Source organism: Lentzea sp. NBC_00516, assembly GCF_036346835.1.
GTDB classification, from domain to species: Bacteria; Actinomycetota; Actinomycetes; order Mycobacteriales; family Pseudonocardiaceae; genus Lentzea; species Lentzea sokolovensis.
This window is the reverse complement of record NZ_CP107840.1, coordinates 6,290,706-6,313,816: the sequence shown is the minus strand read 5'-3', so window position 1 is coordinate 6,313,816 and position 23,111 is coordinate 6,290,706. Positions and strand designations below refer to the sequence as shown.

The following is a 23,111-nucleotide window of genomic DNA, read 5'->3' as shown; positions in this document are numbered from 1 at the left end:
TTCCCGAGCCTGGGGAGTAAGCAGTGATGAAAAAGACGTTCCTGGTCGCGGTCGGAATCATCGGCGCATTGGTCGCCACCGCCGTGCCCGCCAGTGCGAGTGAAAGCGGTCTTTCCGGAAATCTGCGGAAAGGCGAGTGGGTCAACTACGGCACCCAGCGGACGGTGACCGTCGGCGGTAGCAACATCTACGTGCGCAAGACCGACGGGCCCGAGATCGACGTCAAGTGGCGTCGCTGCTCAGGCGGGTCCGAGGGATCCGCGGTGAGGCTCCAGAACGCGGACCCGACGCCGTACGTGCGGATCGGCTCCGGCTTCCGCGCGAGCACGGTCTTCTGTCTTTCCGCGAAGTCGTACGGCAGCAACTCCACGGACACCTGGAACGGCAACGTCCGCTGGAACGTGAGCTGAGAAATGCGGTTCGCTCTCCTGCTGGTGTTGTTCGTCGCGGGATGTGGCGCGAGTGCGGCCGAGCCTGCCGGATATTCGGACGAGGTGCGTTCGCTCTATTCGGCGATGAAATGGCCGTCGGACGTCCGGCCCGACCTGGAGGCGCTGATCAAGGCGACGGCGCCGGCTCAGAGTGAGCAGGGCTTCGCACGTCAGGCACTCGCGGTCGTGAACACCTGCGCCTGGTACCGCTCGTGGGACGCGGCGGTTGCACGAGGAGACCAGACGCACGCGGCCACGGCGCTCGACGCCATCGAGCACCTCGTGACCCGGTACCCGCCGGAGGCCGACACAGCAGGACGCCAGTTCGTGCGGGACGCGGCCGCCAAGGCCTCGTCCGGCGATCCGGCGATGGTCCGCGACTACGTGGACGCGAACTGCATCGACACCAAGTGGGCTTAGGGCTCACTCACCCGCGCAGCACGTCGAAGGCGCGCTGCGCGGGTGCCCGGCCGAGGAAGTCCTTGATCGCGAGCGCGCACTCCCGCGGGCTGCCGGTGCCGGTGTCGACCTCGAAGTCGTAGAGACCGTGCTGGTGGACGCTCTGGAGTTGCTGGGCGGCGTGCCCCGGCGTCCGGTCGCCCCGCGCCCGTTCGCGCCGCTCCAGCTCGTCTGGAGGGCAGTGCACGCCCACGAGGACGACGTCCAGGCCGTCCAGGACGGTGAGGCAGTCCTGAAGGCGCCACGGCTCGCTCAGCACGTGGTCGACCACGAGGTCGTTGCCCGCCTGCGCCATCCCCGCGACGGCACGGTGGAAGCCCGCCCTCGTGCGGCGCAGGACCTCGGTGATCGCGGGCCCGTCGAGCTCCAGCGTGCGCTCGACCGACCGCATGGCACCGAAGGCGTCGACAGCCAGGTGGAAGTACGGGGTGTCCAGCACCTTGAGCAGTTCCGCGGCGATGCTCGACTTGCCGGAGCTGGACGTCCCGTTGAGGAAGATGATCACCGGCTCAGGTCCGTGAGCGTCACCCCTGGAGCGACCTCGCGCGTGCCGGTCTCGACGAACCCGCGCCTGCGGTACAGGGTGAGCGCGGGCTCGTTCTTCGTGCCGGTGCTGACTGTCTGCGGCCCCTGCGGCAGCGCGTCGAGCAACTTCGACGCGATGCCACGGCGATGCGCCCGCGGGTGCACGACCAGCCGGCAGATGTCCACAGTGGACCCGTCGAGCTGGTAGGACACCGCGCCGGCGAGACCCTCCTCGTCGTAGAGCCCGAGGAAAGTCTCGTCGCAGGCACGGAGTTCGTCGAGCGACTCGTGCAGCGGAGGGATGCCGTCGAAGCCGATGATCTCGGCCTCGACGGCGTACGCCAGCCGTTGCACCGTCCACAGCTCGTGCAGGACGGTGTCGTCGGACAGGTCGAGGATCACGTGTTGGACGAGTTCCGCACGAACGCCGCGAGGTCCTCGGACTGCTGGATCCTGCTGGGCTCGTGGACGTACATCATGTGGCCGGCCGGGTAGTAGGCCGACTCGATGTTCGCCGTGAGCTCCTTCGGGATCTGCAGGTGCGCGATCAGGTGCTCGGCCGCGAAGTACGGCGTGGCGCCGTCGAACCAGCCGAACGCGACGTGCACCTTGAGGTGCGGGTTCGCCCGCATCGCCGCCGAGAGCTTGCCCGCCGTCGTGACGTGGCGGCCCTCGAACTCCTTGTACGACCAGTTCTCGATGATCCGCGCGAGCACCTCGTACGGCAGGTCGCTGGAGTAGCCGAGCTCGGCGTGCAGGTAGTGGTTGAGCACCGCGGAGTACGGGCCGAGGATCGCGTCGATGGACGGGTCCGCGGAGATGCCCTCGCGGCCGTAGTCGGTGTCCCAGCCGGTGAAGCGGGCGTCGATGCGGCCGACGGTCTTGCGGTCGCGGCGCAGCAGTTCGGTGAAGAACCGGATGTGCTCGATGCGCAGGTCGACGGCGTCCACGTAGTCCTCGGACAGACCGGTCAGTCGAGCGAGCTTCTCGATCGTCGCGGCGCGCTCGACGTCGCTGAGCCGGTTGCCGCGCGCGAGGGCGTAGGGGTAGTCGCGGACCGCGAACTCCTCGGCCTCGGCAAGCACCTCCTTGAGCGGACGGTCGCCGTGCAGACCGTGGTAGTGCGCGATGGCCGCGTACGTCGGCAGGAAGAGCGTGTAGCCGAGGTCGTGGCCCTCGTTGAACTCCAGCGTCGCGAAGTCGAGCACCGAGGAGATCAGCATGAGCCCGTTGAGGTACATGCCGTGCTTCTTCTGCAGGTGGTCGGCCAGCCCGGCCGCGCGGAGCGTGCCGTACGACTCGCCGCAGAGGAACTTCGGCGACATCCAGCGCCCGTTGCGCGCCGTCCAGAGCCGGATGATCTCGGCGATGGACTCGATGTCGGGCTGGTAGCCGTGGTAGCTGCCGGGCTTCTCACCCTGCGCGGCCCGGGAGAACCCGGTCGACACCGGGTCGATGAACACGAGGTCGCTCTCGGCGAGCAGGCTCTCCTCGTTGTCCGCGATCCCGTACGGCGGCGCGGCGAGGTTCCCGACGTCACCACTGAGGACCCGTCGCGGCCCGAGGAGCCCCATGTGCAGCCACACGCTGGCGGATCCAGGCCCACCGTTGAACGCGAACGTCACCGGCCGCTTCAGCGGGTCGGTGCCGTCGAGTGTGTACGTGGTGACGAAGACCTCGGCCTTGGGCTTGTGGCCCTCGAACACGCCGTCCTTCGTCACCTCTTCCTTGAGCACGATCCGCCCGGTGGTGGCGGTGTAGTTCAGCTCGCGGCCCTTGACGGTGATGCTGTGCTGGGTGGTGACCAGATCATCAGCGGGAGACTCGGGCTTCTCTTCGGTCTTCTCCTCGGACATGGGAGCAACACTACGGAACTCGACGATCGAATAACGGCCTGCCGAGCCTGTCCACGCCTGGTCGAGTGGCGCGAGACCGTGGCTCTGGAGAAGCGCGCGGCCTTCCGTTCGGAGACCTACTGGGGCCGGCCGGTGCCGAGCTTCGGGCCGCTGGACGCCTCACTGCTCATCGTGGGCCTCGCCCCCGCCGCGCACGGAGCGAACCGGACGGGCCGGATGTTCACCGGCGACCGTTCCGGCGACTTCCTGTACCGGGCGTTGTACGAGGTCGGTCTGGCCTCGCAACCCACGTCCGTGTCCCGGGACGACGGCCTGGAGCTCTACGGCGTGCGGATCGCCTCGCCGGTGCGGTGCGCGCCGCCCGCGAACAAGCCGACACCCGCCGAACGTGACCGGTGCTCGCCGTTCCTGCGCGAGGAGCTCGGGCTGATGACGTCACTGCGGTCCGTGGTGGTGCTCGGGGCGTTCGGGTGGCAGGCGTTCCTGCCTCTGCTGGGGTCCGCTCGGCCCAAGTTCGGGCACGGGGTGGAGGTCGAGCTCGGTGGCCTGCGGGTGTTCGGCTGCTACCACGTGTCGCAGCAGAACACGTTTACCGGGAAGCTGACGCAGGAGATGCTGCAGGACGTGCTGAAACGGGCGATGAGCTGATGGGCAGCAGGGCCAACTACGTGATCGTGGACGAGCGCGGCTGGGAGCTGTACTTCGACAACGGCGGTGCGGTCCCGCTGCTCGGCACCTTCGCGGACGGGCCCGCGGAGGTGATCGAGTTCGTTCGTGAAACGAACCCGGCCGAGCACTGGCTGGACGACGTCTGGTGCGAGGGCGCCGCACTCATCGACAGCGTCGACCACGTCCTGCTGCTCTTCACCTGGCACCACGACGGCGTGGACGACCGTGCGCGCAGGCTGGCCGCTATCAGAAGTGCCTGGCCGGGCTGGCGGATCCGCTGGGCGTACGGCGGGCTCGAGGACGTGGTGGCCTACCTCGGAATCGACCGGGCCACCGTGCGCGCCGCGGAACGTCGGCACCCCGTGTTGCAGCTTCAACCGGGCGATTTCCCGATCATCCCCAATTGCCTGGTGACGATCCGGCAAGCTGACGGCTCGGTGCACGGGCACATGCTCGACCATCTGCACGGCGAACCGCTGTGGGCCGGTCCTGGTCTGCTGGACTCGGTGGCGGTGCTGACCCCGACACAGGGCTGGGAGCGTCAGCCCGACGAAGACCTCGGACCAGAACTCGGGCTGCATTTCGACCTCGCGAACCGTGAGTTCGGGTTCTGGACGGCCGCGACCTTCAACGGAACCGTCGATGAGATCGCCGCGCGCTGGCCGGGCTGGCGGGTCGAGTTCTGGGAGGACCGCCACGAGGAGCAAACGCTCCGCTGCGGCACCGGTTTCCGGATGTTCCCGTTCGAGGCCGTGAGCTCTACTTAGGATGCGCGGCGTGAAGTTCTGGACCGACGGCACCTACGGCGTGCAGGCGCCGCTCACCGACGAGGCCGTCCGCGAGGCGGAGGCGCTGCTCGGCGTGCGACTCCCGGAAGCCCTGCTGGAGCTGCTGCGCGTGCAGAACGGCGGCGGAGTGGTCGACGAGCGGTCGGCGTTCCCGAGCGAGCCGAACTCGTGGGCGCCAGACCACGCGCCGTTCGACAGCCTGATGGGCATCGGCACCGCGGAGCGCACGATGTCGCTGCTCGACACGCCCTACCTGGTCGAGGAGTGGGGACTGCCGTCGCCCGTCGTGCTGCTGACCGGGGACGGCCACTGGTGGATCGCCCTGGACTACCGCGAGTGCGGTCCGGACGGTGAGCCGCTGGTCGTCTGGCTGGACGCCGACAACGAGTCGGAGCTGGCTCTGGCGCCCGACTTCCGGTCGTTCCTGGCCGGGCTCGTGCCCGCCGAGTCGTTCGATCAGCTCTGATCGTGGCGTGGGTCGGCTTCACCCAGACGTGTTCGGGCGGGCCGCTTCCGCAGAGGCGTTCCGCAAACTAGCATGTTCCATGTGTCACGGAACGGCGTAGAACATGGAACGACCGAGGCTGAACTCATCTTGTCCGCTTTGCTGGCCATTCGTTCCGTATTGCCTTCGACCTGGATGATCGAACCCGGCGCGCCGGCGATTCAGGTCGATTCTCGCCGTGTCTACACGCCGGACGGCCAGTTCGTGATCACGGCGCCGGATGGCACCAAAGCGACTGTGCTGCTCGAATGCAAGGCCGTCGTAGTGCCACGGGACGTCGCCGGGATGGTCCGACAGCTCAAGCAGTACGCCAGTGCGGCGGAGGAGCGCGGCGTCAAGATCGGTGGACTGATGCTGGTCTCTCCCTTCGTGTCGCCGACGACTCGTGCGCAGGCGGAACAGCACCACCTCATGGGCTGGTTCGATCTGACCGGAAATCTGCGCCTGCGAGTGGATCAGCCGGCTCTCTTCGTCGATCGCACGGGTGCGGATCGCAGCGGATCCCGTGATCCGGCTGACCGGTTGCTCAAGTCGCTTCGTGGGCCCGCGGCGGCAAAGGTCGTCCTTGAACTTTGCGAGACGTCCGTGCCTGTGGGAGTGAGAGACCTCGCCGGGCGAGCAGGGGTCGGCGCCGCCACCAGCGCGCGGGTGCTGGAACTGCTCGATCGGGAAGCGGTCATCACGAGAGGCGACGATGGAGCGGTGATCGCTGTGCGCAAGCGGGCATTGGTCGATCGCTGGGTCCAGGACTACAAGGTCATGGCGTCCAACGAAGTCATCACCACGTTGGACCCACGTGGATTGAGCCATGCGTTGGCGACGTTGCGCGTCGAGGATTCACGTGTCGCGCTGACCGGCTCCGCGGCTGCGCGCGCGTACTTGCCACATGATTTGACGGCGGTGTCGCCGTTGGTCTCGTTGAGCTTGTACGCCGAAGACCCTATAGGGCTCATGGATCGTCTTGGCCTGAGGTCTGTCGAACGAGGAATGAACGTGCTCGTGATGAAACCGTACGACGACGTTGTCTACGCGAGGTCACGACGCGTCGAAGGGCTCGATTATGTGGCCCCTGCACAGGTTGTGGCGGATCTGTTGACAGGGCCGGGCCGTTCGACGGAGGAAGCCGAGCAGTTGATGACAGTGCTCGAAACCAGTGAAGCAGGTTGGAAAGAATGATCTCGCCTGAGTACGTCCAGGCGCGGGCTGTGTTGCTGGAAGCCCTCGAAGGTCTTGGGGCTCACCGAGATGCGGTCGTCCTCGTTGGTGCGCAAGCTGTCTATCTGCACGCAGGGTCCGCCGATTTCGCGACCGCGCCGACCACGACAGACGCGGACCTCGCGCTCATCCCGGGGAAACTCGCGGATGAACCTGCCGTTGTCGACGCGATGCGAGCGGCCGGCTTCGTGCCGGGCGATCAGGCTGGCAGATGGCTGGGAAATGGTGGAATCGCGGTCGATCTCATGGCGCCCGAAGCGTTGTGCGGCGGTGGCTCGGGCCACCGATCCGCGCGCCTTCAGCCGCCGCACAACGACAAGATGACTGCGCGCAGGACACTCGGGTTGGAAGCAGCTGTGTTGGACAACGACGTCCGAGTGATTCCCGCGCTGGACGCCGCGGACCCGCGATCGTTCAAGATCAAGGTCGCAGGCCCCGCGGCACTCATCGTCTCCAAGGTCATCAAGATCGCGGAGAGGCGAGGGCAGCAACCTCACAGGTTGAAGCCGAAGGACGGGCTGGACGTGCTCCGCCTGCTCCGAGTCGAGACGGACGTTCCAGGATTGGCGCTGAGTCTGCGGGGCTTGGTCTCGAACGAGCTGTCGAGCGAGGTGGCGAAGCAGGCTGTGGACGAGCTTCGTGTGCTGGCGGCGGAGCCCGATGATCTGCTTCCGACGCTTGCCGCCGAGGCCGAGGCGGTCTTCGGCAATTCTGACGAGATCAAGATGTCGATGGTCGCGCTGGTCGACGAGTTGCTGCGCGAGTTCGATCGGGTGAGATAGCAGCGGTCGTTCGACTAGCGAGTTGGCCGAAGGATCATCCCAACTCCGCTGGTGCGTGTCAGGCTGTCCGGCATGAAGTGGTGGCGGGCCGGGGTGGCGGTGGCGGCGTTGCTGATCGTCGTCGTCGCGGCCAGTGGCACGTCGCCGATCACGCTCGTCAACCGGCTGGACGGCCGCCCGCCGCCGCAGGACCGCGAGGCGCAGCTGGACATCCCGATGCCCAACGAGCTGCCGGACGCGCTTGCCGTGCCGGTCACCGTGTACCTCGTGCTGCTCGCAGGGCTGGTCCTGTTCGGACTGGTCGGGATCATCCTCGCGTTCGAACTGCCCCGCTGGCGCCGTCCGAGAGGCGTGCGCGGCGTGGAGGTCGAGAGCGGTGAGATCGGGGAGTCGGCGGTCGTGCGGCGCGTCGAGAAGGCGTTGCAGGAGTTCACCGAGCATCCGAACCGGCCGCCGCGGGACGCCGTGATCGCCGCCTGGCTCGCGCTCGAAGCCGCGGAACCCCGGCAGCCGCACCAGACGCCCACCGAGTTCACCGAGAAGCTCGGTGTGGACGCCGTCGTGCTCAAGGATCTCTACCGACGCGCGCGGTTCGGGCACGAGGACGTGACGGCCGCGCAAGCTCAACAGGCGCAACAAGAGTTGAGCCGCATCGTCCGGGAGCTCGCATGAAGACCGTGCTGGCGCTGATGGTCGGGGTGATCATCGGCGTGGTGATCTGGTGGCTCGGCGCCTCACCGGCGTGGGCCGCGGCGCTGGCGGTGCCGCCGACCGCGTTCGGCGTGCTGGTCACCAGGTTGCCGCACGCCACCGACATCGTCTGGAGTTCGGCGCCGCCGCCGCCCGGTTCGATCAGCAGCGCGCACGCCAGCACGCTCGCGAGCCGGTTGGAGGAGGCGGCGGCGGACCCGAGGCGCTACCAGGAAAGGTTCCGCGCCCGGTTCGCACGACTGGGGGTCGAGGCGTCCGAGATGCCCGATCCGAAGACACTCGCGGAAAGGCTCAGGAGGGTCGAGTGACCATCGCACACGAGGCCGAGGCGATCCTCGACGAGATCGGCAAGGTCGTCGTCGGGCGCACCCGCACGCTGCGGCTCGCGCTCGCGGCCGTGCTGGCCGGCGGGCACGTGCTGCTCGAGGACGTGCCGGGCCTCGGCAAGACGCTGATCGCGCGGTCGCTCGCGCAGGCTTTGAGCCTCGACTTCCGCCGCCTGCAGTGCACGCCGGACCTGCTGCCCGCAGACGTCACCGGGTCGTTCCTCTACGACCCCGGCAGCCGCGAGTTCGAGTTCCACCAGGGGCCCGTCTTCGCCGGTCTGCTGCTCGCCGACGAGATCAACCGCACGCCGCCCAAGACGCAGTCCGCGCTGCTGGAAGCCATGCAGGAGCGGCAGGTCACGGTCGAGGGGCGCACGTTCCCGCTGCCCAAGCCGTTCCACGTGCTCGCGACCTCGAACCCCGTCGAGTACGAGGGCACCTACCCGTTGCCGGAGGCGCAGCTCGACAGGTTCCTCGTGCGGCTCGACATCGGCTATCCGCCCGTGGACGAGGAGATCGAGGTCCTGCGGCGGCGGATCGCGCGGCAGCGGGAAGAGGCCGAGGTGCCGCCGGTGCTGGCTCATGGCCGGCTCGCCGAGCTCCAGGCCGAGCTGGAGAAGACCACAGTGGACGATGATCTCCTGCGGTACTGCGTCGATCTGGCCGTGTCCACGCGCAAACACCAGTCCGTCGAGGTCGGTGCATCCCCGCGAGGTGCGCAGGCGCTCGTGCTCGTCGCCCGCGCACTGGCCATTTTGGACGATCGTGCGTACGTGACGCCCGAGGACGTCAAGGAGTGCGCGGTCGCCGTGCTGGCGCACCGGCTCGTGATGAAGCCCGAGACGTGGACGTCCGGCGTGAACGGCGTGCAGGTCGTCACCGAACTGCTCGGCAAGGTTCCGGGCCCGCCCAGCTCATGAGCAGAGCGGACAAGATCAGGGAGGCGTTCGCCCAGTCGCACGGCGCGCACTGGCATCCGACGGACGCGTACACCCGCGCCGTCTGGCTGGGCGTGGGGCTCGCCGTCGGCGGGATGTTCCTGCACCAGGTCGAGCTGGTGCTGTTCGGCGTGCCGCTGATCCTGTCCGTGCTGCTCACGACCAAACCGAAGGGCACGCCCACGGTCAGCGTCCGTCCGGTGCCGCGCGGGGCGGGCACCGGTGTCGTGCACACCGTCGCGCACCTCGACGGCGCTGACGCCGAGATCGCCGTCGTCAAGCTGCCCGGCGTCGTCAAGGCGGTCCCGGCGCACTCGCCCGACCTGCCCGTGGAGATCCGGCGCGACGCGTGGGGTCCCGGTGTCGACCTGCGGCTCGACCACCTGTTCGCCGGACCGGACGGCATGCACGTCTACGGGCCGATCGTCGGCACCGAGCACGTCCGCACGATCCTGCCGCCGGTCGAGCACCACCCCGCCGGTCCGCTGCCGCCCCGGCCCGCCGGTCTGGTCGGCATCCACCGCTCACCCCGCGCCGGCGACTCGACCGAGCTGCGCGACATCAGGGCGTTCCAGCCGGGGGACAGGCTCAGGCGCATCGACTGGCGCGTCACGACCCGCACCGGCACCGTGCACGTCCGCGAACGGCACGCCGAGGCCGACGCGGAGATCGTGCTGGCACTCGACACCCGTGCCGACGTCGGCACGGACGTGGCGGAGTGGGCTTCACCGCACTACGGGGCCACGACGCGTCCCGGCGGCAGCCTGGACCGCGCGGTGCGGCGGGCGGCGTCGATGGCCGCCGGCTACCTGCGGCAGGGCGACCGGGTGGCGTTGATGGACCTGTCGCGCCCGCAGCTCAACGTGCGTTCCGGCGTCGGGCGGCGGCACCTGATGCGCATCCGCACGCAGCTCGTCGTGTGCGTGCAGGCCGCAGGGTGGTCGTCGCGCGTGGCGTTGCGCAAGCTCCCGCACGGGTGCGTGGTCGTGCTGTTGTCGCCGTTCCTCGACGACGACATCGCGGAGCTCGCCGTGCAGACGCGCAAGCACGGCCACGTGGTGCTGGCGATCAACACGCTGCCGTTGGAGCTGAAACCCGACACGGAGACGGCGTGGGGTGAGGCCGCGGCCGAGATGATCTCCGCCGAGCACCGGCTGCGGCTGCGGCGCATGGCCGAGCACGGGGTGGCGGTGACGCGCGAATGTTGATGCGTCTGGCGATCGTGCTCGCCGCGTTGCCGGTGGCGCTGGTCCTGCACCTGGAGTCCTCGTCGATCGCGCCGTTGCTGATCGTCTCGGCGCTGACGGTGCTCACCGCGCTCATGCCGGGAAGCGCGTGCGCGGCCCTGCTGATCGGCTACGCGGCGCTGGCGATGGCGTTCGCCGACGGGCACCCGTTGCGGCTCGGCGTGTTGGTCATGATTCCGGCGCTGCACCTCATTCACGTGACGTCCGCGCTCGCGGCGGTCGTTCCGGTGAAAACGAAAATCGAGCCCGCTGCGCTGAAAGCACCAGCGCGCCGGTTCGCCATTGTCCAAGTGATCACATTTGTCGTCACGGCCTTCGCGGCGTTCGTCCCATCGGGTGCCGGGATCGGGCTCGTGGAGGTGCTCGGACTGGGGGCTCTGACGGTCGTGATCGGGGTCGTCGCGCTGAGGATCTGAATCGTCCCTCTCAGGGAGAACGCCTCAACTTTGACTCAAGTCGCAGGTCAGCCACGATCGTGTCCGGCGTCACCGCGCGACGGTAGTCACAACAGCCCCTTCGGACGCGCGAAAAAGGGGGTCCTGGTGCGACCATGTGTGTATGGCTGCTGTGAAGTCGCACCCCACTCGGATTGTCATTGTCGGCGGTGGGTACGTCGGGATGTACACGGCTCTCGGACTGCAGAAGAAACTGCGCTCCGGTGAGGCGTCCGTGACGGTAATCGACCCGCAGCCGCACATGACCTACCAGCCCTTCCTGCCTGAGGCGGCGGCCGGCTCGATCGAGCCGCGCCACGTCGTCGCTCCACTGCGCAAGGTGCTCAAGCGCTGCCACGTCGTCACCGGCCGCGTCACCAAGATCGAGCACGCGCGCAAGATCGTGACCGCCGAGCTGTCGGACGGCCACGTCGAGGAGATCGAGTACGACGTGCTCGTCTCCGCGCTGGGTGCGATCTCACGCACGCTTCCGATCCCCGGCCTGGCCGAGGTCGGCATCGGCATGAAGACGATCGGCGAGGCGATCTACGTCCGCAACCACGTGCTGTCGCGCCTGGACCAGGCAGCGAGCACGAACAACGCGGAATTGCGCAAGAAGCTGCTCAGCTTCGTCGTCATCGGTGGTGGCTTCGCGGGCATCGAGACGCTCGCCGAGCTTGAGGACATGACGCGGTATGCGCTTCGGTACTACGAGGGCATCAAGCCCGAAGAGATGAACTGGGTCCTGGTCGAGGCCGCCGGGCGGATCATGCCCGAGGTGTCCGCCAAGCTCGGCGCGTGGACCGTCGAGGCGCTGGAGAAGCGCGGCATGAAGATCTACCTCGACACCCGTGTGAAGTCGCTCGAGGGTGGCCACGTCATCCTCGACGACGGCACCGAGTTCGACTCCGACACGATCATCTGGACCGCCGGCATGAAGGCGAACCCGGTGCTGCGCAACACGGACCTCCCGCTCGACGAGCGCGGCCGCGTCCGGTGCACCGCCGCCATGCAGGTCCAGGGCCTCGAAGGCGTGTGGGCGGCCGGTGACTGCTCCGCGGTGCCGGACCTCTCGCGCACCGAGGAGGACCCGACGGCGACGTGCGTGCCGAACGCGCAGCACGCCATCCGTCAGTCGAAGCTGCTGTCGAAGAACATCGTCGCGTCGCTGCGCGGCCAGAAGCCGAAGGACTACTTCCACAAGTACCTCGGCTCGGTCGCGGGCCTCGGCCTCTACAAGGGCGTCGCGGACGTGTTCGGCCTGCGCTTCAAGGGCGTGCCGGCGTGGTTCATGCACCGCAGCTACCACGTCGCGTTCATGCCGACCGTGAACCGCAAGCTCCGCGTGCTGATGGACTGGACGCAGGCGCTGTTCTACGGCCGCGAGGTCGTGGCGCTCGGCCAGATCAACGACCCGAAGTCCGACTTTGATCGCGCAGTGCAGTCCTGAGTTTGTCGACACGAGCGCTCTTCTCGTGTCGACAAACTCAGGAGATTGCTTCTGGGAGTGACACTGAGTTTCACTCTCTGTGAGTGACGCGTGCCCCGGACGATCTCCTCGTTCGGGGCACTTCGCTGGACTCCAGGCGGAACTTAAGCGCCCAATCGGAGTAAAGCTTCGAGGGTCGCCTTGACATTGCGTTACGTGTTTCGGAGACTACGGCTGGTGCATCACCTGAATGCGTGATTCGCCATGTGGGGAGAGAGGTGATCCCGATGTCTCTCGAGGAGCTGGCCGCACAGCTTCGTCGTGGCGAGATCGAGGACCCCGCGCTGGCGCAGTACGCCGCAGAGTACGCGCAGGCGGGGCAGGTTTTCCGCAGCAAGAAGGACGATTGAGCAGGTCGGCTGACGGGCGGGTGCCAGGTGCCCCGTCCGAGGCTGCCAGACCCCTTCTGCTCCAGGGTCAGGAATACCTCTTCCGTTCGCCGCCCAAGTGCCTCGACTTCCAGGAACAGGTCCACCGCCTCGGCATGGTCGACGAGGGCGACGGCAACCCGCAGCCCTGCGTGCTGGTCCTGGCCCGCGCCGCCGACATGGAGATGAACGAACTCTCCATCGCACTGGCAGAACGCGGTATCCGGATGGCCAGGATCGACGCCGACCGCTGTGTAGATCTCCCACTCACGGTCTACACCGACCAGCCGCTGGTCGAACTGGACCGCTGGCTCCTGCGCCCCCTGCTCGTCTGGCGCCGCCACTTCGAACTCTCCGCGGTCCCGGTCGAGCCGGGAACCCTGGCCGGCGCCTACGCGGTCGACCAATGGGCCTCAGTGGCCAACTGGCTGTCCTCACGCTCGGACTGGGCCCACGTGAACCCGTCACGCTTCTCGACGCACCTGGACCGTCTCACGCAGCTTTCCGACGCCAGCGCGTTCGGCCTGCGTGTACCGCGCACGGCCGTGACGACACGTCCAGGCCGCACACGCCCAGGCGGCGGCGCCTGCATCGTCAAAACAGCAGGCAGACACCTCCTCGAACCGCGCCCAGGCGTGCAACACGGCCTCTTCCCCCGCCCCCTGGAAACCTCCAGGGCCTCGGACGCCCCCGAACCAGCACCGGTGATCGTCCAGGAGTACGTCCCCTCGGACACCGAACTGCGCGTGTTCGTCGTAGGCGACCGCTGCATCGCCTACCAGGTCGACAAACTCGACCCGGCCCAACTCTGGGTGGATCCCGACGCCGTCCGCGTCACGCCGACCTCGGTCCCGTCGTCCCTCTCGGACAGGCTCTTCGCCCTGGCCCGCCACTGGCGCGTGCAGGTGGCGGCGTTCGACCTGCTCGTGACCGGCAACGGCGACCACGTGTTCCTGGAGATCAACGTCAACTGCGACTGGCGCTGGTTCGAACACAGGGCAGGCGACAACAGCGTCTCCGCGGCCGTGCACGACTGGGTGGCGCTGCGCTTCAAGGAGCTGCTCGGAGCGGGGAGGGCACGCTGATGTTCGGGACCGTTCGACGCTTACGAGGATGCTCGCTCTAGTCCAATTCGCTGGGCCGCTCGGGCGAGAAAAGACCATCGGCTCACACAAGCCGACGATCAAGCCCTAGGCTCACCGCGCCCCCGTAGCCCAATCGGTAGAGGCAGGTCCCTTAAAAGGATCACAGTACGGGTTCGAATCCCGTCGGGGGCACCACTCAAACAAGGCAGTTCATGCTGCCTGACCAGGTGTTTTGTCGCTCTTCCGCGTTGCTCGGCTGACCCGTTCGGCCGAGCCTGTCGCTCTCTGGTGATGTGCGGAGGGTAGTCGGAGAGTAACGCAAGTCGATCTTGCTCAGCGCTTCCGGCGACGCCGGACGGAGTGATCTTGGTCGGGCGTCGTAGCGGCAGGTCAGGGACTCTTGGCGCGTGCAGTCACGCCCTGGAGCGCGATGTCGGTCTGAGTGGCACTGGTGTACCAATCGGTGTGGTATTCGTCACGAGCGATCTTGGTCGGAGTCTTCTGCAGACGGCTGGCGCAGGAAGACGTCCGGTTTGAAGCCGTGTGACTCCAGCTTGGCGCGGGGGACCGCGACCCAGGCGTCATTGCTGAGGTCGTGGCCGAGCTGGGCTGCAGCATCGAGTTCCACATGCCACGTTCCGACCAAAACGACCAAGCCGTGTTCTTTCATGACGTCTGGCTTGGCTTCGCGAGCTCGTCGTGTCGGGTCCTTCAAGCCGGCGCCCACGGTCTCGATGCTGCTTCGGGGGATGACCTCCTCCGGCAGGTGACCGAACAAGGCGATCAGGCGCCGCCGAAGCCCGTGAGGGCCGAAGACTTCGAGCAGTTGAGCCGGGCTGAGGTTGCGCAGCGGCTCAGGCGGCAGATCGCTCCACGGCACCACCTCAATGGCGTACTGCTTGACCGCGTCGGCGCGTGGACTGCGTTTGCCGTCGCGGTTGCCCTCTCCGCCGGTCAGCCATGCCCGGTGAGTGCGCATGAGCAGTGTGCGGAACTGATGTCGCCCAGCGTCGATCTGGACCATCAAGGTGATCTCGCACTGACCTTCCCGCGGGATCATCCAGGTCTTGCCGATGGTCCCTTTGATCTCCACGGGAATGCCGGCGATCGTTGTGTCGAGAGGTGGCTCCTTCAGGAGCTTGAGGCGCTCGATGACGTGGTACTGCAGCTTGGTTCCGACGGAGGAGCGTTCGTCGGAGTCGACCTTGTCGCTCGTCAGGTCGAATCGCCAGGTGCGAGCCCCGTCGAGCACGTAGCGGACCGCGTCATCGACCGCGGCGCGAAGCAGGACGGCGATCGGCTGCTCAGTCAGCCACGCGTGGACCCGTTGAAGCTCGTCGTCATCCGCCGGTGCGTCAATGATGTGCTCGTCGCGTGGCCCTGCCCGGCGTGGTTCAGGCTGGCATGGATCACCTGGTGCTGGAAGGTGGCTTTTGGTCATCACGTCTTTCCTAGCCGGCACAGGCCCTTCGCGGCGCGCGATTGCTCAGCTCTGAACTCAACGGCGCAGGGCGGTGTGGGATCCGTGCGCATGCGTACGAGATCAGCTAGATTCGAACCCGTGTTCGACGACGGTTGCGACTCGCTCAACCGCGGTGTCCAGAGTTTCGTGTTCCCAGATGCGGATCACGGCCCAGCCCGCTGCGGTCAGCACCTCGTCGGCCCGCCGATCGCGTTCGATGTTGCGCCTCAGCTTCGGCGTCCAGTACCAGTCGTTGGTCGTGGGCTGACGGCCGTGTTCAGGACACACGTGCCAAAAGCAGCCGTCGACGAAGACCGCGACCCTGCGCGCGGTGAAAACGATGTCCGGCCGGACTTTGACGCCGTCGTCGAACCGGAGCAGGTGATCTTTCCGGTAGCGCATCCCGCGTCGGTGCAGAGCACTGCGCAGCGCGACCTCGGGCTTGGTTCCAGAACGGCGGTTCGCCTGCATGTTCCGCGACCGCCCCTCGTTGAGCGGAGCGGGGTAGAGGCCCTCTGCGTGCGCCTTTTCCCGGCGTGCACTGCGATCTTCGTCCGGCACGATCATCCCGTCTCACGGGCGGCTTTGCGCCATTCGTGGTCGGTGCCGGAAGATACCCCAGTCCCTGCGTGAATCTGAAGACTGAAGTGTGAGAGGAGGGCCTGTGGCAGCCCCGGAGTCCCGGAAGCCGTTCAAGGTCGTCGAGATCTGTGCCGGCGCTGGTGGACAAGCCCTCGGGCTCATGCAGGCCGGCTTCACTCATGAGCTCGCCATCGAGTTGGATCCGACAGCTGCGGACACGCTCCGCCTGAACCTGCGTGCCAAGTACGGCAGCGCGCTCAAGCAGGACTCGGCTTCGGCCGAGGCGAAGATCGTCGACGGCGTGATCACCGGTGACGTCGCCGCCCCAGCTGTCTGGGAAGCGGCGTACAACGCCAATGTGGCGATGTCTGGTGATTTCGACTTGCTGGCAGGCGGTGTGCCGTGCCCGCCCTTCAGCGTCGCGGGCAAGCAGCTGGGTGCCGAAGACGAGCGGGACCTTTTCGCTTGGGCTGTTCAGCAGTGCGACGTGCTGAAGCCAAGCGCGTTGTTGCTCGAGAACGTGCGCGGGCTGAGCATGCCGAGGTTTGCGGGCTACCGGCAAAACATTCTCGACAGGCTCATCGAGATGAAGTACGTCGCAGAGTGGCGACTGCTTCACGCGTCGGACTTCGGGGTTCCGCAGCTTCGGCCGCGGTTCGTTCTCGTGGCGTTGAAGGAGGAGTTCGCTCCGTACTTCCATTGGCCCGAGCCCCAGGGAGAGCCGCCCACCGTCGGAGAGACCCTGCGCGAACTCATGGGAGCACGCGGCTGGGAAGGCGTAGACGCTTGGGTGGAGAAGGCCAACGACATCGCCCCCACAGTTGTTGGGGGATCGAAGAAGCACGGCGGAGCCGATCTCGGGCCGACTCGGGCGAAGAGAGCCTGGGCGCAGCTCGGTGTTGACGCCATGGGTATTGCGAACGAGGCACCTGGGCCGGGGGCAGACTTCAAGGACGCGCCTGGCCCGAAGCTCACGACGGAGATGGTGCAGCTCCTGCAGGGCTGGAAGCCAGGCGAGTGGCAGTTCACCGGGTTGAAGACGTCCAGGTACCGCCAGGTGGGCAACGCGTTTCCCCCGCCGGTGGCCAAAGCGGTGGGCCTCGCGATCAGGTCAGCTCTGTTGAAGGAAGGTGAGCCCGTCGATCGTGATGTCGACGCGGCACACGATCCGATCTATCGCGCGTTGCGGAACGCCGACGACTTCGTCACTGCGGCACAGATCGCCAGGGCGACCGGCCTCGAGCTGGAAGCACACGAGCTCGAGCGCCGGATCTCGTTGCTGAGCAAAGACTTCAACATCGAGATCCGGACGAACAAGAGCGGCGCGGCAGCGTTCAAGATCAACGGTTTCAAGGCGTTCGTTGGCCAGGCCGATCACGTCCGTCACGATCTGTTCAGTCAGAACAAGTCGAAGATCAGCTGACGAGGTCAGGGTGCTGTTTTTGCCGACACGTGCGAAAGCAGCGCTTGGACGTCACTTGGTTCCAGACCACCTGCCACAGCGGGTTCTTCTTCCAGATCGGACAACTGCTGCACGGTCGGGTCGTCGAGGATCTTCCCCATGAACTCGAGCTTCTGACCTAGGCGGAGTTCCACGACTTCGTCGATGGTGCCGCGGACTGCCAGCACGGTGACCCGGGTTTCGGTCTCTGGAGCCAGGCCGAGCCGGTGAATGCGGTCGAGACTTTGCAGGAAGCGGCCCGCGACGAAGTCCCGGTCGACATACACCGCGTCGTGGCACACGTGGTGGAGGCTGATGCCCTCACCAAGAGTGGCAGGGTTCGACACGAGGACGAAGCAGTCGGGATCTTCCTGGAACCTGCGCAGCTCCTCCTCCCGATCGGCGGTGCCGCCGTGGACGATCGCGGGCTGGAAGGGAGCGAGCAGCTTGTGCAACGTCGTGAGGCTGCGCACGAACGTCGTCCACACCAGAGTCTTACGTCCCCGCTTGGCATTCGCGGCGACGATCGCTGTGGTCTCCTTGTACTTGGGAGAAAGCTCGTAGTGCGGAAGCTGCTGCATCAGTGAGTAGAGCGAGTCTCCTTCCGGGATGTCGAGCGGAGGGATCTGGTACTCGAGCGGCTCGTACCGGGATTGTGCTTCCGTCAGCAACGCAGGACTGGTCGCCGCCATCAGCAGCCTCAGCGCGGTTTTACCCAGCGACGCCAGGTCGTCCTTGTTGGCGTGGTTGGCCGCTTTGCCCACTATCGAGTCGTAAATCCGCGCGTGCAGCGGTGGCATGTCGACGAATCGAACCCTGGACTCCATCGGTGGCAGCCCGAGCTCCAGCTTGGTGGTACGGGCGAAGAGAGGCCTCAGCACCTTGCTGGCGTGGGCGAGATCGCCTCCAGCTACTGCTGAGGCGACTGTTCGTTGTCCGTATCCCGGCCAGGCGAAGCCCATCAAGCTTTCGAGGTCTTTGACGCCGTTGGGCGCGGGTGTACCGGTGAGGATGAGCCTGCGGTGAGCGAGTGGTCCAAGAGCCATGCACGCTGCGCCGTAGGTACCGCGGACTCCGAGTTTCATGCGGTGCGCCTCGTCCAGGATCACCATGGACGGCTTGGCCTTCAACCAGGTGGCGAGTTTCTCGAGTGACCGGTCGAGCCGCTCGTAGTTGATGATCAGCACCTCGGCGAACGGGTCGATGCCGCGTTCGAGGATCTGGGTGCGCAGTGGCGATTGGAAGCATGCTCCCGTTTCAAACTGCCACGACTCGTACGCCGACTTAGGGCAGACGACGAGCAAGCGTTTCGCCGTCCCGGCAGCGCGTTGAGCGGCATAGATCGCCAGGGCGACGCGAGTCTTGCCCGCGCCGGGCACGCTGAAGTTCGCCCCATGCCGCAACGACAGCAGCTTGGCGATGTCGCGTTCCTGGAAGTCACGCAGGTTAGCGATCCAGTCGTCCCCGAGCAGAGCTGAGACATCTTCAGCGCGCACAGCCGCACGCTCGGGAGCGTCCAGCTGGTTCTTCACTGCCCTGGCGTCTTCAACGTTGCCCCTGACCAGCTGGGCCAGCTCATCCGACCACTTCACCGTGGCGGGTTGTGGCCAGGTCGCCAGCAGGTTCAGCTGGGCCAGGAGGTCGTCCAGATCGACGACAGCCGTTCCTGGCCCGAGCTGTGCACCTGTCCGGAAGCGCGTCGCGAGGTGCACTAGGTCACTGCGGTGTTCTTTGGTCGCCGTCATGGTGACCTTGGTGCGCGTCTCGTTGAAGTCGAGCCGCAGTGACGGTGTTGGTTCGTTTCCGGTCACTTCGGTCCTTCTGAGGAGGCTGCGTCGTGGAGCCAGGCAACTCCATCTCCGGGATTCTGGATGCCACGGCCGACCTGTTTCGCGAGCTTGCGCAGGCTGGCTCGCAGCTTCAATAGGGCGTCGTCGAAGGACTCCTCGTCGAGCGACCTCGAAGCGCGTGCTTGAGCGAAGTCCGCCACGCACTGCTCGATGTCCAGGCTTGCTTCGGTAAGCCGCTCTGAGGCGAGCTGCCTGCGCTTCTTGAGCTTGCCCTGGCGCTCGGCCACGTCGGTTGCGTGATCGAACGCGTCCTTGAGCTGGCTGAACGTCGCGCTTGCTTCGATGGTCGCCGCGCTCTCGGTGTTTCCGCGAGCTGCTGCCTTGGCCTTGAGCACCTGGTCGTTCAGTGCTCGGGCGGCGGCCACTGCGGGGATCGTCGCCGAGACGGTCAGCCCGAGCCCAGGTACCTCGATCGCCTCGCCGGCGACGTCCTCTGGAACCAGGTGTTTGGGAAGCCGGCGGTCCAGGTAGTCGTGCCTGAACACGGTGCCGTCCTCGATCGCCCGGACCGCGGTCTTGGCAAGTCCGAGGTTGATGGCTGCAAGCCGCATCTCCTTCAAGGCTTCTGCCTGGTCCGGATCAGAGGAGTAGAGCTTGTTGTACGCCCTGTGCACCTCCTTCAGCTTCTCTTGCTGCTCTTCAAAGTCGATCAGCCGGAGCGCGGGTCCTGATCCGTTCGCCTTGCTGCGTTCGATCTGGTCCCTGATCACGCCGAGGATCCACCGCTCCTGCTCGTAGGTGGCTACCCGGATCCGGAACTCCTTGGCCACGACTTCAGGGGATCGGCCCAGTTCGGCCTGCTCCTCCATCGCGAGCAGCCTGTTGATGTAGGAGTAGTCCCTCCGGTTGTCCGGCCGCAGCTGGAGCGAGAGCTCGATCGCGACGATGTCGGCCCACTCGAACGACGCCGGCAACACCCCGACGCGCATGGTCTGTGCGCCGATCTCACGCAGCGCCGCCGCCCGTGTGTTGCCGTTGACGAGCACGCCCTGATGAGTGATCAAGCCGGGTTCGTTCTGGCCGAAGTCCTTGAGGCTTTCGAGCAGGTAGGTGAACTCTGTATCCCGCCGATCAGGGTCGCTCGGCGAGGCCTGCAGGAGGTGTCGCAGGTAGTCCTGGCTCCTCTCGCTGAACGGCTCGGTGTCGAGTGCCTCGTCCAGCGTGGGGTTGTACGAACGCTGCGCCCGGATCCGGTGCGTGACGGGGTTGAAGTAGAGCTCGCGCAACGGCACGTCGATGACGTCGACGTGCAAGGGCTGGCCGTGCCAGTCGACCGTGACGGTCTCGCGCGTGCCGCCGGCGTCCCTGACCTCGGTCAGGCGGTTCTTCACCAGCTCGCTGAACTCAGCTGCTCCAGGTGGTGTGGGCATCTCGTGCATCAACTTCACGCCTCCGGCTTCTCATCCGCCTGTACAGCTTGGCGGATCAACATCCGTGAGTCCGCCGGCAGCGCACGGTACGCACCCCACAGCGTCTCCAAATCACTGAGCCTGCGCTCGTCAGCTTCAATCCAGCCGACGAGGATCTTGCGCTCCACCGAGCCGAGTTCCTTCAACCTGTCCAGCACCGCTCCGGGGGCGTCCTCGCGCCCGCGCCCGCCCACGCGACAGCGGTTGCATTCGGTGATCAGCTGGACCTGCTGAGTTCCGTCAGGCAGCGTGACCGACCGGCGGGCGACGTCGAGCTGTGCGGTCGTCATGTCGTCGTACGAGTCACCTGGTGCGATGCCGCAAGACCTGCAGAGGAAACCGTCGTCGCTGAACACCTTGCTGCGCTGAGCGGCGGTGAGGGCTGCCTTGGGCTTCGTCTTCGCCTGACCGGGCACCCACACCTCGGCCCCGCGCTGTACGTATCGCTGCTCTTGCTGCCGGAGCAGGGCGTCCTCGCGGTTGGTGTCGATCTGCCAGCCGTGATCTCGCAAATCACGCAGCCGGCGATCGATCTGCGAAACATCGGGGAAGGCGTTGCGCAGATCGGTCTTGGTGAATTTGTTGCCGAGCCCTACCTCCTGCTCGAGCCAAAGAGCACCGCGAACCATGGTCCCGTTGGTGGTGTCCCTCCAGGAGGGCATCGCGGTCATAATATTCCTCCTCGGCGCGAAATCAGGCCTGCGGCCGGATCTGAAGCCATCCGCAGGCTTCTGCGTCAGATGTAGTTCTGCAGAGGTTACACACGCCGAGGTCATCCGACCATCGAACTATCCGGGTTCCCGACATCGCGCAACAGTGTGCAATCGTTGCGAGGTATCGCGCAACAGTCGGACCACTCGTTACCGACTTGGAACCGTTCCAAGCTTGCGGAACTTATCTATTTATGCGCCGCAGTGAAGGGCTTTACTTCTTGTTCGGCTCAGTTAGTCTGGCGATTCGCACTCGTATGTCCACGTGTGCTCGGATGTCGGCCGCAAGGAGGTGGAGTGGTGCGAAGCGACCTGCGTTCGAAGATCGGCCAGGAGCTCCCGCTGCCTAGGCGGATCTTTGCTCAGATGCTGCGTGAACTGCGCGGATGCGTGCCCGGGTCGCCTGCTGCACGCGACTTCATCGCCTGGCTGACCGAAGCTGGGTATGTCGGCCTCTTGCCGTCCTCGCTGTCCAGGTACTACTCGGGCAAAGACGTGCCTTCGGAGGCATTTGCCCAGGCCTTCTATGGCGTTGTTCGCACCGCTGCCGGTGAGCGGCCCCTTCCGTGCCTGCTCTCTGAGCTGCTCGATCTGCGCAACAGTGCGGAAGGTGCTGACGGTCGTCGGAACGCCGGACTCGACCTGCGGAATCGTGCTCTGGAGGCCGAGTTCTCTGCCGCCCCTGCGGTCGACGCAGAGGAAGTAACTCCATTGCCGGTCCCTGTCGACCAGCTGCTCGCGCGCGGAGGCGCGGAAGAATGCGAGTCGACACGCGCAGTGGTCATGCTGTCGGCGGATGGTAATCTCCGCGACGCGCTTATCGTCCTTGAAGGAGCGGCGTATCAATTTTCGATTGATGGGGTTGCTTCGATGATCGAAAACCTCTACGCTCTCGACGCGATCGAGCTTGCAGAAAATCTTGCGAAGCTCTTTTCCCGCGCTCGTTCCATCAAAGAAACCGTGGCGCTCTCACAAGTGTTGAGGGGGGAGTTCGCCGCCGTGTCAGACCTGCTCCTTCGAGCGATCACCGCCTAGCGGCCGCTCGTCGGTCCCAGCCCCAACTGAAAGGACTGAAATGCCCGGACTCAGACGGCTGCGTAGCCGCCCCAAGCGTAGTGATGGCCCCCGGCGCGCGAACGTCGGGAGCCATCGAGTGTCCAAGTATCCGCAGCTCAGCGAAGAGAAGGACAGTCTCATGGTAGCAAATTCCACTCCCGGCGGCTGCTCGAGCGGCCAGGGGGCCTGTGGTCCGCGGTTCCCCTGGGCCGACATGGCGCTCCTGTGTTTCGTAGCGGTCGGCGCGGTGCTCGCCGGTCTGCTCGCGTTCGTGATGGCGTCGGAGGCGATCGCCAGCGGGTTCGAATGGCTGGGGTACCCGCAGGCGGAGGGCTCGGCCTATCTCCGGCTGTTCGCGTTCCTCTCGGGCGCTCTGGCCATGTGGCGGACCGGCCTGTCGGCTGCCCACAAGATCCAGGAGATGGGTTGGTCGAACACCTTCCTGTCGCGCGGGAGGCTCATCACGTATTCCGCGGCATCGGCCGTCGCGGTGGCCATGAGCGTGGCCATGTGGTGGCTCACCCAGTCCAGTGCCGAGTGGCATGTCGCCGGTGCCGATCACGCCCTGTTTCGTGCGGTGATGGCCGTTCTGATCCCTGTGGTGCCCGCATGGGCCCTCACCGCCCGCCTCGTCCACAAGTGGGTTAGCAAGTAGCAGGTCACGCCGGTCGCGTCCACCACGGCGGTTCCGTGCTGGACGCGGCCGGCGCAGCCGTGGAAGATCTCAGTGCCTGGTTTGGTAGGCCGTGATCAGGCTTCTGCTGTTCGGGTTG

Annotated in this window: 26 protein-coding genes and 1 tRNA gene; 19 read left to right on the top strand and 8 right to left on the bottom strand. The window is 66.3% G+C overall.

Annotated elements, in window-relative coordinates; genetic code table 11:
• Positions 1-26: 26 nt before the first annotated feature.
• Positions 27-410, top strand: a complete 384-nt coding sequence (locus OG205_RS28435; RefSeq protein ID WP_330271080.1) for a hypothetical protein — start codon at positions 27-29, stop codon at positions 408-410.
• A gap of 3 nt (positions 411-413) precedes the next feature.
• The gene (locus tag OG205_RS28430; protein ID WP_330271079.1) at positions 414-851 is read left to right on the top strand and encodes a hypothetical protein; all 438 of its coding nucleotides are present in this window, start codon (positions 414-416) and stop codon (positions 849-851) included.
• A gap of 7 nt (positions 852-858) precedes the next feature.
• Here the strand turns inward: OG205_RS28430 and OG205_RS28425 are convergent, their stop codons facing one another.
• The 3 genes from OG205_RS28425 to OG205_RS28415 are packed head-to-tail and all read right to left on the bottom strand — an operon-like array spanning position 859 to position 3,271.
• A complete protein-coding gene (locus OG205_RS28425; RefSeq protein ID WP_330271078.1) occupies positions 859-1,395 on the bottom strand; it encodes a chloramphenicol phosphotransferase CPT family protein in 537 nt (178 codons plus the stop codon).
• Positions 1,392-1,817, bottom strand: coding sequence for a GNAT family N-acetyltransferase (locus tag OG205_RS28420; RefSeq protein WP_330271077.1), 426 nt, complete (start codon positions 1,815-1,817; stop codon positions 1,392-1,394). The genes OG205_RS28425 and OG205_RS28420 overlap by 4 nt, the downstream gene beginning before the upstream one ends.
• Entirely contained in the window at positions 1,814-3,271 is a 1,458-nt protein-coding gene (locus OG205_RS28415; protein ID WP_330271076.1) for a S10 family peptidase, read from the bottom strand. Before OG205_RS28415 ends, OG205_RS28420 begins: the two co-directional genes overlap by 4 nt.
• A gap of 30 nt (positions 3,272-3,301) precedes the next feature.
• Here OG205_RS28415 and OG205_RS28410 point away from each other — a divergent pair, with 30 nt between their 5' ends.
• From OG205_RS28410 to OG205_RS28345, 14 genes are all read left to right on the top strand, one after another.
• Positions 3,302-3,919 carry a uracil-DNA glycosylase gene (locus tag OG205_RS28410; RefSeq protein ID WP_330278244.1) on the top strand — a complete coding sequence of 206 codons (618 nt, stop codon included), beginning with the start codon at positions 3,302-3,304 and terminating at the stop codon, positions 3,917-3,919.
• Positions 3,919-4,707, top strand: coding sequence for a hypothetical protein (locus OG205_RS28405; RefSeq protein ID WP_330271075.1), 789 nt, complete (start codon positions 3,919-3,921; stop codon positions 4,705-4,707). The genes OG205_RS28410 and OG205_RS28405 overlap by 1 nt, the downstream gene beginning before the upstream one ends.
• A gap of 10 nt (positions 4,708-4,717) precedes the next feature.
• Positions 4,718-5,194, top strand: a complete 477-nt coding sequence (locus tag OG205_RS28400) for an SMI1/KNR4 family protein (protein ID WP_330271074.1) — start codon at positions 4,718-4,720, stop codon at positions 5,192-5,194.
• An 81-nt stretch (positions 5,195-5,275) separates the two neighbouring features.
• Complete coding sequence (locus tag OG205_RS28395) at positions 5,276-6,409, top strand: type IV toxin-antitoxin system AbiEi family antitoxin (RefSeq protein ID WP_330271073.1); 1,134 nt, start codon at positions 5,276-5,278, stop codon at positions 6,407-6,409.
• 29 nt (positions 6,410-6,438) lie between these two features.
• On the top strand, positions 6,439-7,230 hold the full coding sequence (locus tag OG205_RS28390; RefSeq protein WP_330271072.1) for a hypothetical protein: 792 nt from the start codon (positions 6,439-6,441) through the stop codon (positions 7,228-7,230).
• A 72-nt stretch (positions 7,231-7,302) separates the two neighbouring features.
• A complete protein-coding gene (locus tag OG205_RS28385) occupies positions 7,303-7,902 on the top strand; it encodes a DUF4129 domain-containing protein (RefSeq protein ID WP_330271071.1) in 600 nt (199 codons plus the stop codon).
• Positions 7,899-8,249, top strand: a complete 351-nt coding sequence (locus OG205_RS28380; RefSeq protein ID WP_330271070.1) for a hypothetical protein — start codon at positions 7,899-7,901, stop codon at positions 8,247-8,249. Before OG205_RS28385 ends, OG205_RS28380 begins: the two co-directional genes overlap by 4 nt.
• A complete protein-coding gene (locus OG205_RS28375) occupies positions 8,246-9,187 on the top strand; it encodes an AAA family ATPase (protein WP_330271069.1) in 942 nt (313 codons plus the stop codon). Before OG205_RS28380 ends, OG205_RS28375 begins: the two co-directional genes overlap by 4 nt.
• Positions 9,184-10,413, top strand: coding sequence for a DUF58 domain-containing protein (locus tag OG205_RS28370; protein ID WP_330271068.1), 1,230 nt, complete (start codon positions 9,184-9,186; stop codon positions 10,411-10,413). Before OG205_RS28375 ends, OG205_RS28370 begins: the two co-directional genes overlap by 4 nt.
• Positions 10,407-10,868, top strand: coding sequence for a hypothetical protein (locus OG205_RS28365; RefSeq protein ID WP_330271067.1), 462 nt, complete (start codon positions 10,407-10,409; stop codon positions 10,866-10,868). The genes OG205_RS28370 and OG205_RS28365 overlap by 7 nt, the downstream gene beginning before the upstream one ends.
• 142 nt (positions 10,869-11,010) lie before the next feature.
• On the top strand, positions 11,011-12,336 hold the full coding sequence (locus OG205_RS28360; RefSeq protein WP_330271066.1) for an NAD(P)/FAD-dependent oxidoreductase: 1,326 nt from the start codon (positions 11,011-11,013) through the stop codon (positions 12,334-12,336).
• A gap of 266 nt (positions 12,337-12,602) precedes the next feature.
• The gene (locus OG205_RS28355; protein ID WP_256238980.1) at positions 12,603-12,725 is read left to right on the top strand and encodes a hypothetical protein; all 123 of its coding nucleotides are present in this window, start codon (positions 12,603-12,605) and stop codon (positions 12,723-12,725) included.
• Entirely contained in the window at positions 12,722-13,828 is a 1,107-nt protein-coding gene (locus OG205_RS28350; protein ID WP_330271065.1) for a hypothetical protein, read from the top strand. The genes OG205_RS28355 and OG205_RS28350 overlap by 4 nt, the downstream gene beginning before the upstream one ends.
• A gap of 118 nt (positions 13,829-13,946) precedes the next feature.
• Positions 13,947-14,023 (top strand) — tRNA-Leu (locus OG205_RS28345).
• A gap of 280 nt (positions 14,024-14,303) precedes the next feature.
• Here OG205_RS28345 and OG205_RS28340 read toward each other — a convergent pair.
• Positions 14,304-15,269 (bottom strand): NaeI family type II restriction endonuclease, encoded by a 966-nt coding sequence (locus tag OG205_RS28340; protein WP_330271064.1) that lies wholly within the window; start codon positions 15,267-15,269, stop codon positions 14,304-14,306.
• A 102-nt stretch (positions 15,270-15,371) separates the two neighbouring features.
• A complete protein-coding gene (locus OG205_RS28335; RefSeq protein WP_330271063.1) occupies positions 15,372-15,851 on the bottom strand; it encodes a very short patch repair endonuclease in 480 nt (159 codons plus the stop codon).
• Between the two features lie 103 nt (positions 15,852-15,954).
• On the opposite strand from OG205_RS28335, the gene OG205_RS28330 reads away from it, so the two are divergent.
• Positions 15,955-17,295 (top strand): DNA cytosine methyltransferase, encoded by a 1,341-nt coding sequence (locus tag OG205_RS28330; RefSeq protein ID WP_330271062.1) that lies wholly within the window; start codon positions 15,955-15,957, stop codon positions 17,293-17,295.
• 5 nt (positions 17,296-17,300) lie between these two features.
• Here the strand turns inward: OG205_RS28330 and OG205_RS28325 are convergent, their stop codons facing one another.
• The 3 genes from OG205_RS28325 to OG205_RS28315 are packed head-to-tail and all read right to left on the bottom strand — an operon-like array spanning position 17,301 to position 21,243.
• A complete protein-coding gene (locus OG205_RS28325) occupies positions 17,301-19,124 on the bottom strand; it encodes a DEAD/DEAH box helicase (RefSeq protein WP_330271061.1) in 1,824 nt (607 codons plus the stop codon).
• On the bottom strand, positions 19,121-20,551 hold the full coding sequence (locus OG205_RS28320; RefSeq protein ID WP_330271060.1) for a transcriptional regulator: 1,431 nt from the start codon (positions 20,549-20,551) through the stop codon (positions 19,121-19,123). Before OG205_RS28320 ends, OG205_RS28325 begins: the two co-directional genes overlap by 4 nt.
• Positions 20,548-21,243: a hypothetical protein gene (locus tag OG205_RS28315; RefSeq protein WP_330271059.1), complete on the bottom strand. Its 696-nt coding sequence runs from the start codon at positions 21,241-21,243 to the stop codon at positions 20,548-20,550. Before OG205_RS28315 ends, OG205_RS28320 begins: the two co-directional genes overlap by 4 nt.
• Positions 21,244-21,582: 339 nt before the next feature.
• On the opposite strand from OG205_RS28315, the gene OG205_RS28310 reads away from it, so the two are divergent.
• The gene (locus OG205_RS28310) at positions 21,583-22,317 is read left to right on the top strand and encodes a hypothetical protein (protein WP_330271058.1); all 735 of its coding nucleotides are present in this window, start codon (positions 21,583-21,585) and stop codon (positions 22,315-22,317) included.
• A gap of 118 nt (positions 22,318-22,435) precedes the next feature.
• Positions 22,436-22,993 carry a hypothetical protein gene (locus tag OG205_RS28305; protein ID WP_330271057.1) on the top strand — a complete coding sequence of 186 codons (558 nt, stop codon included), beginning with the start codon at positions 22,436-22,438 and terminating at the stop codon, positions 22,991-22,993.
• Positions 22,994-23,111: the final 118 nt, after the last annotated feature.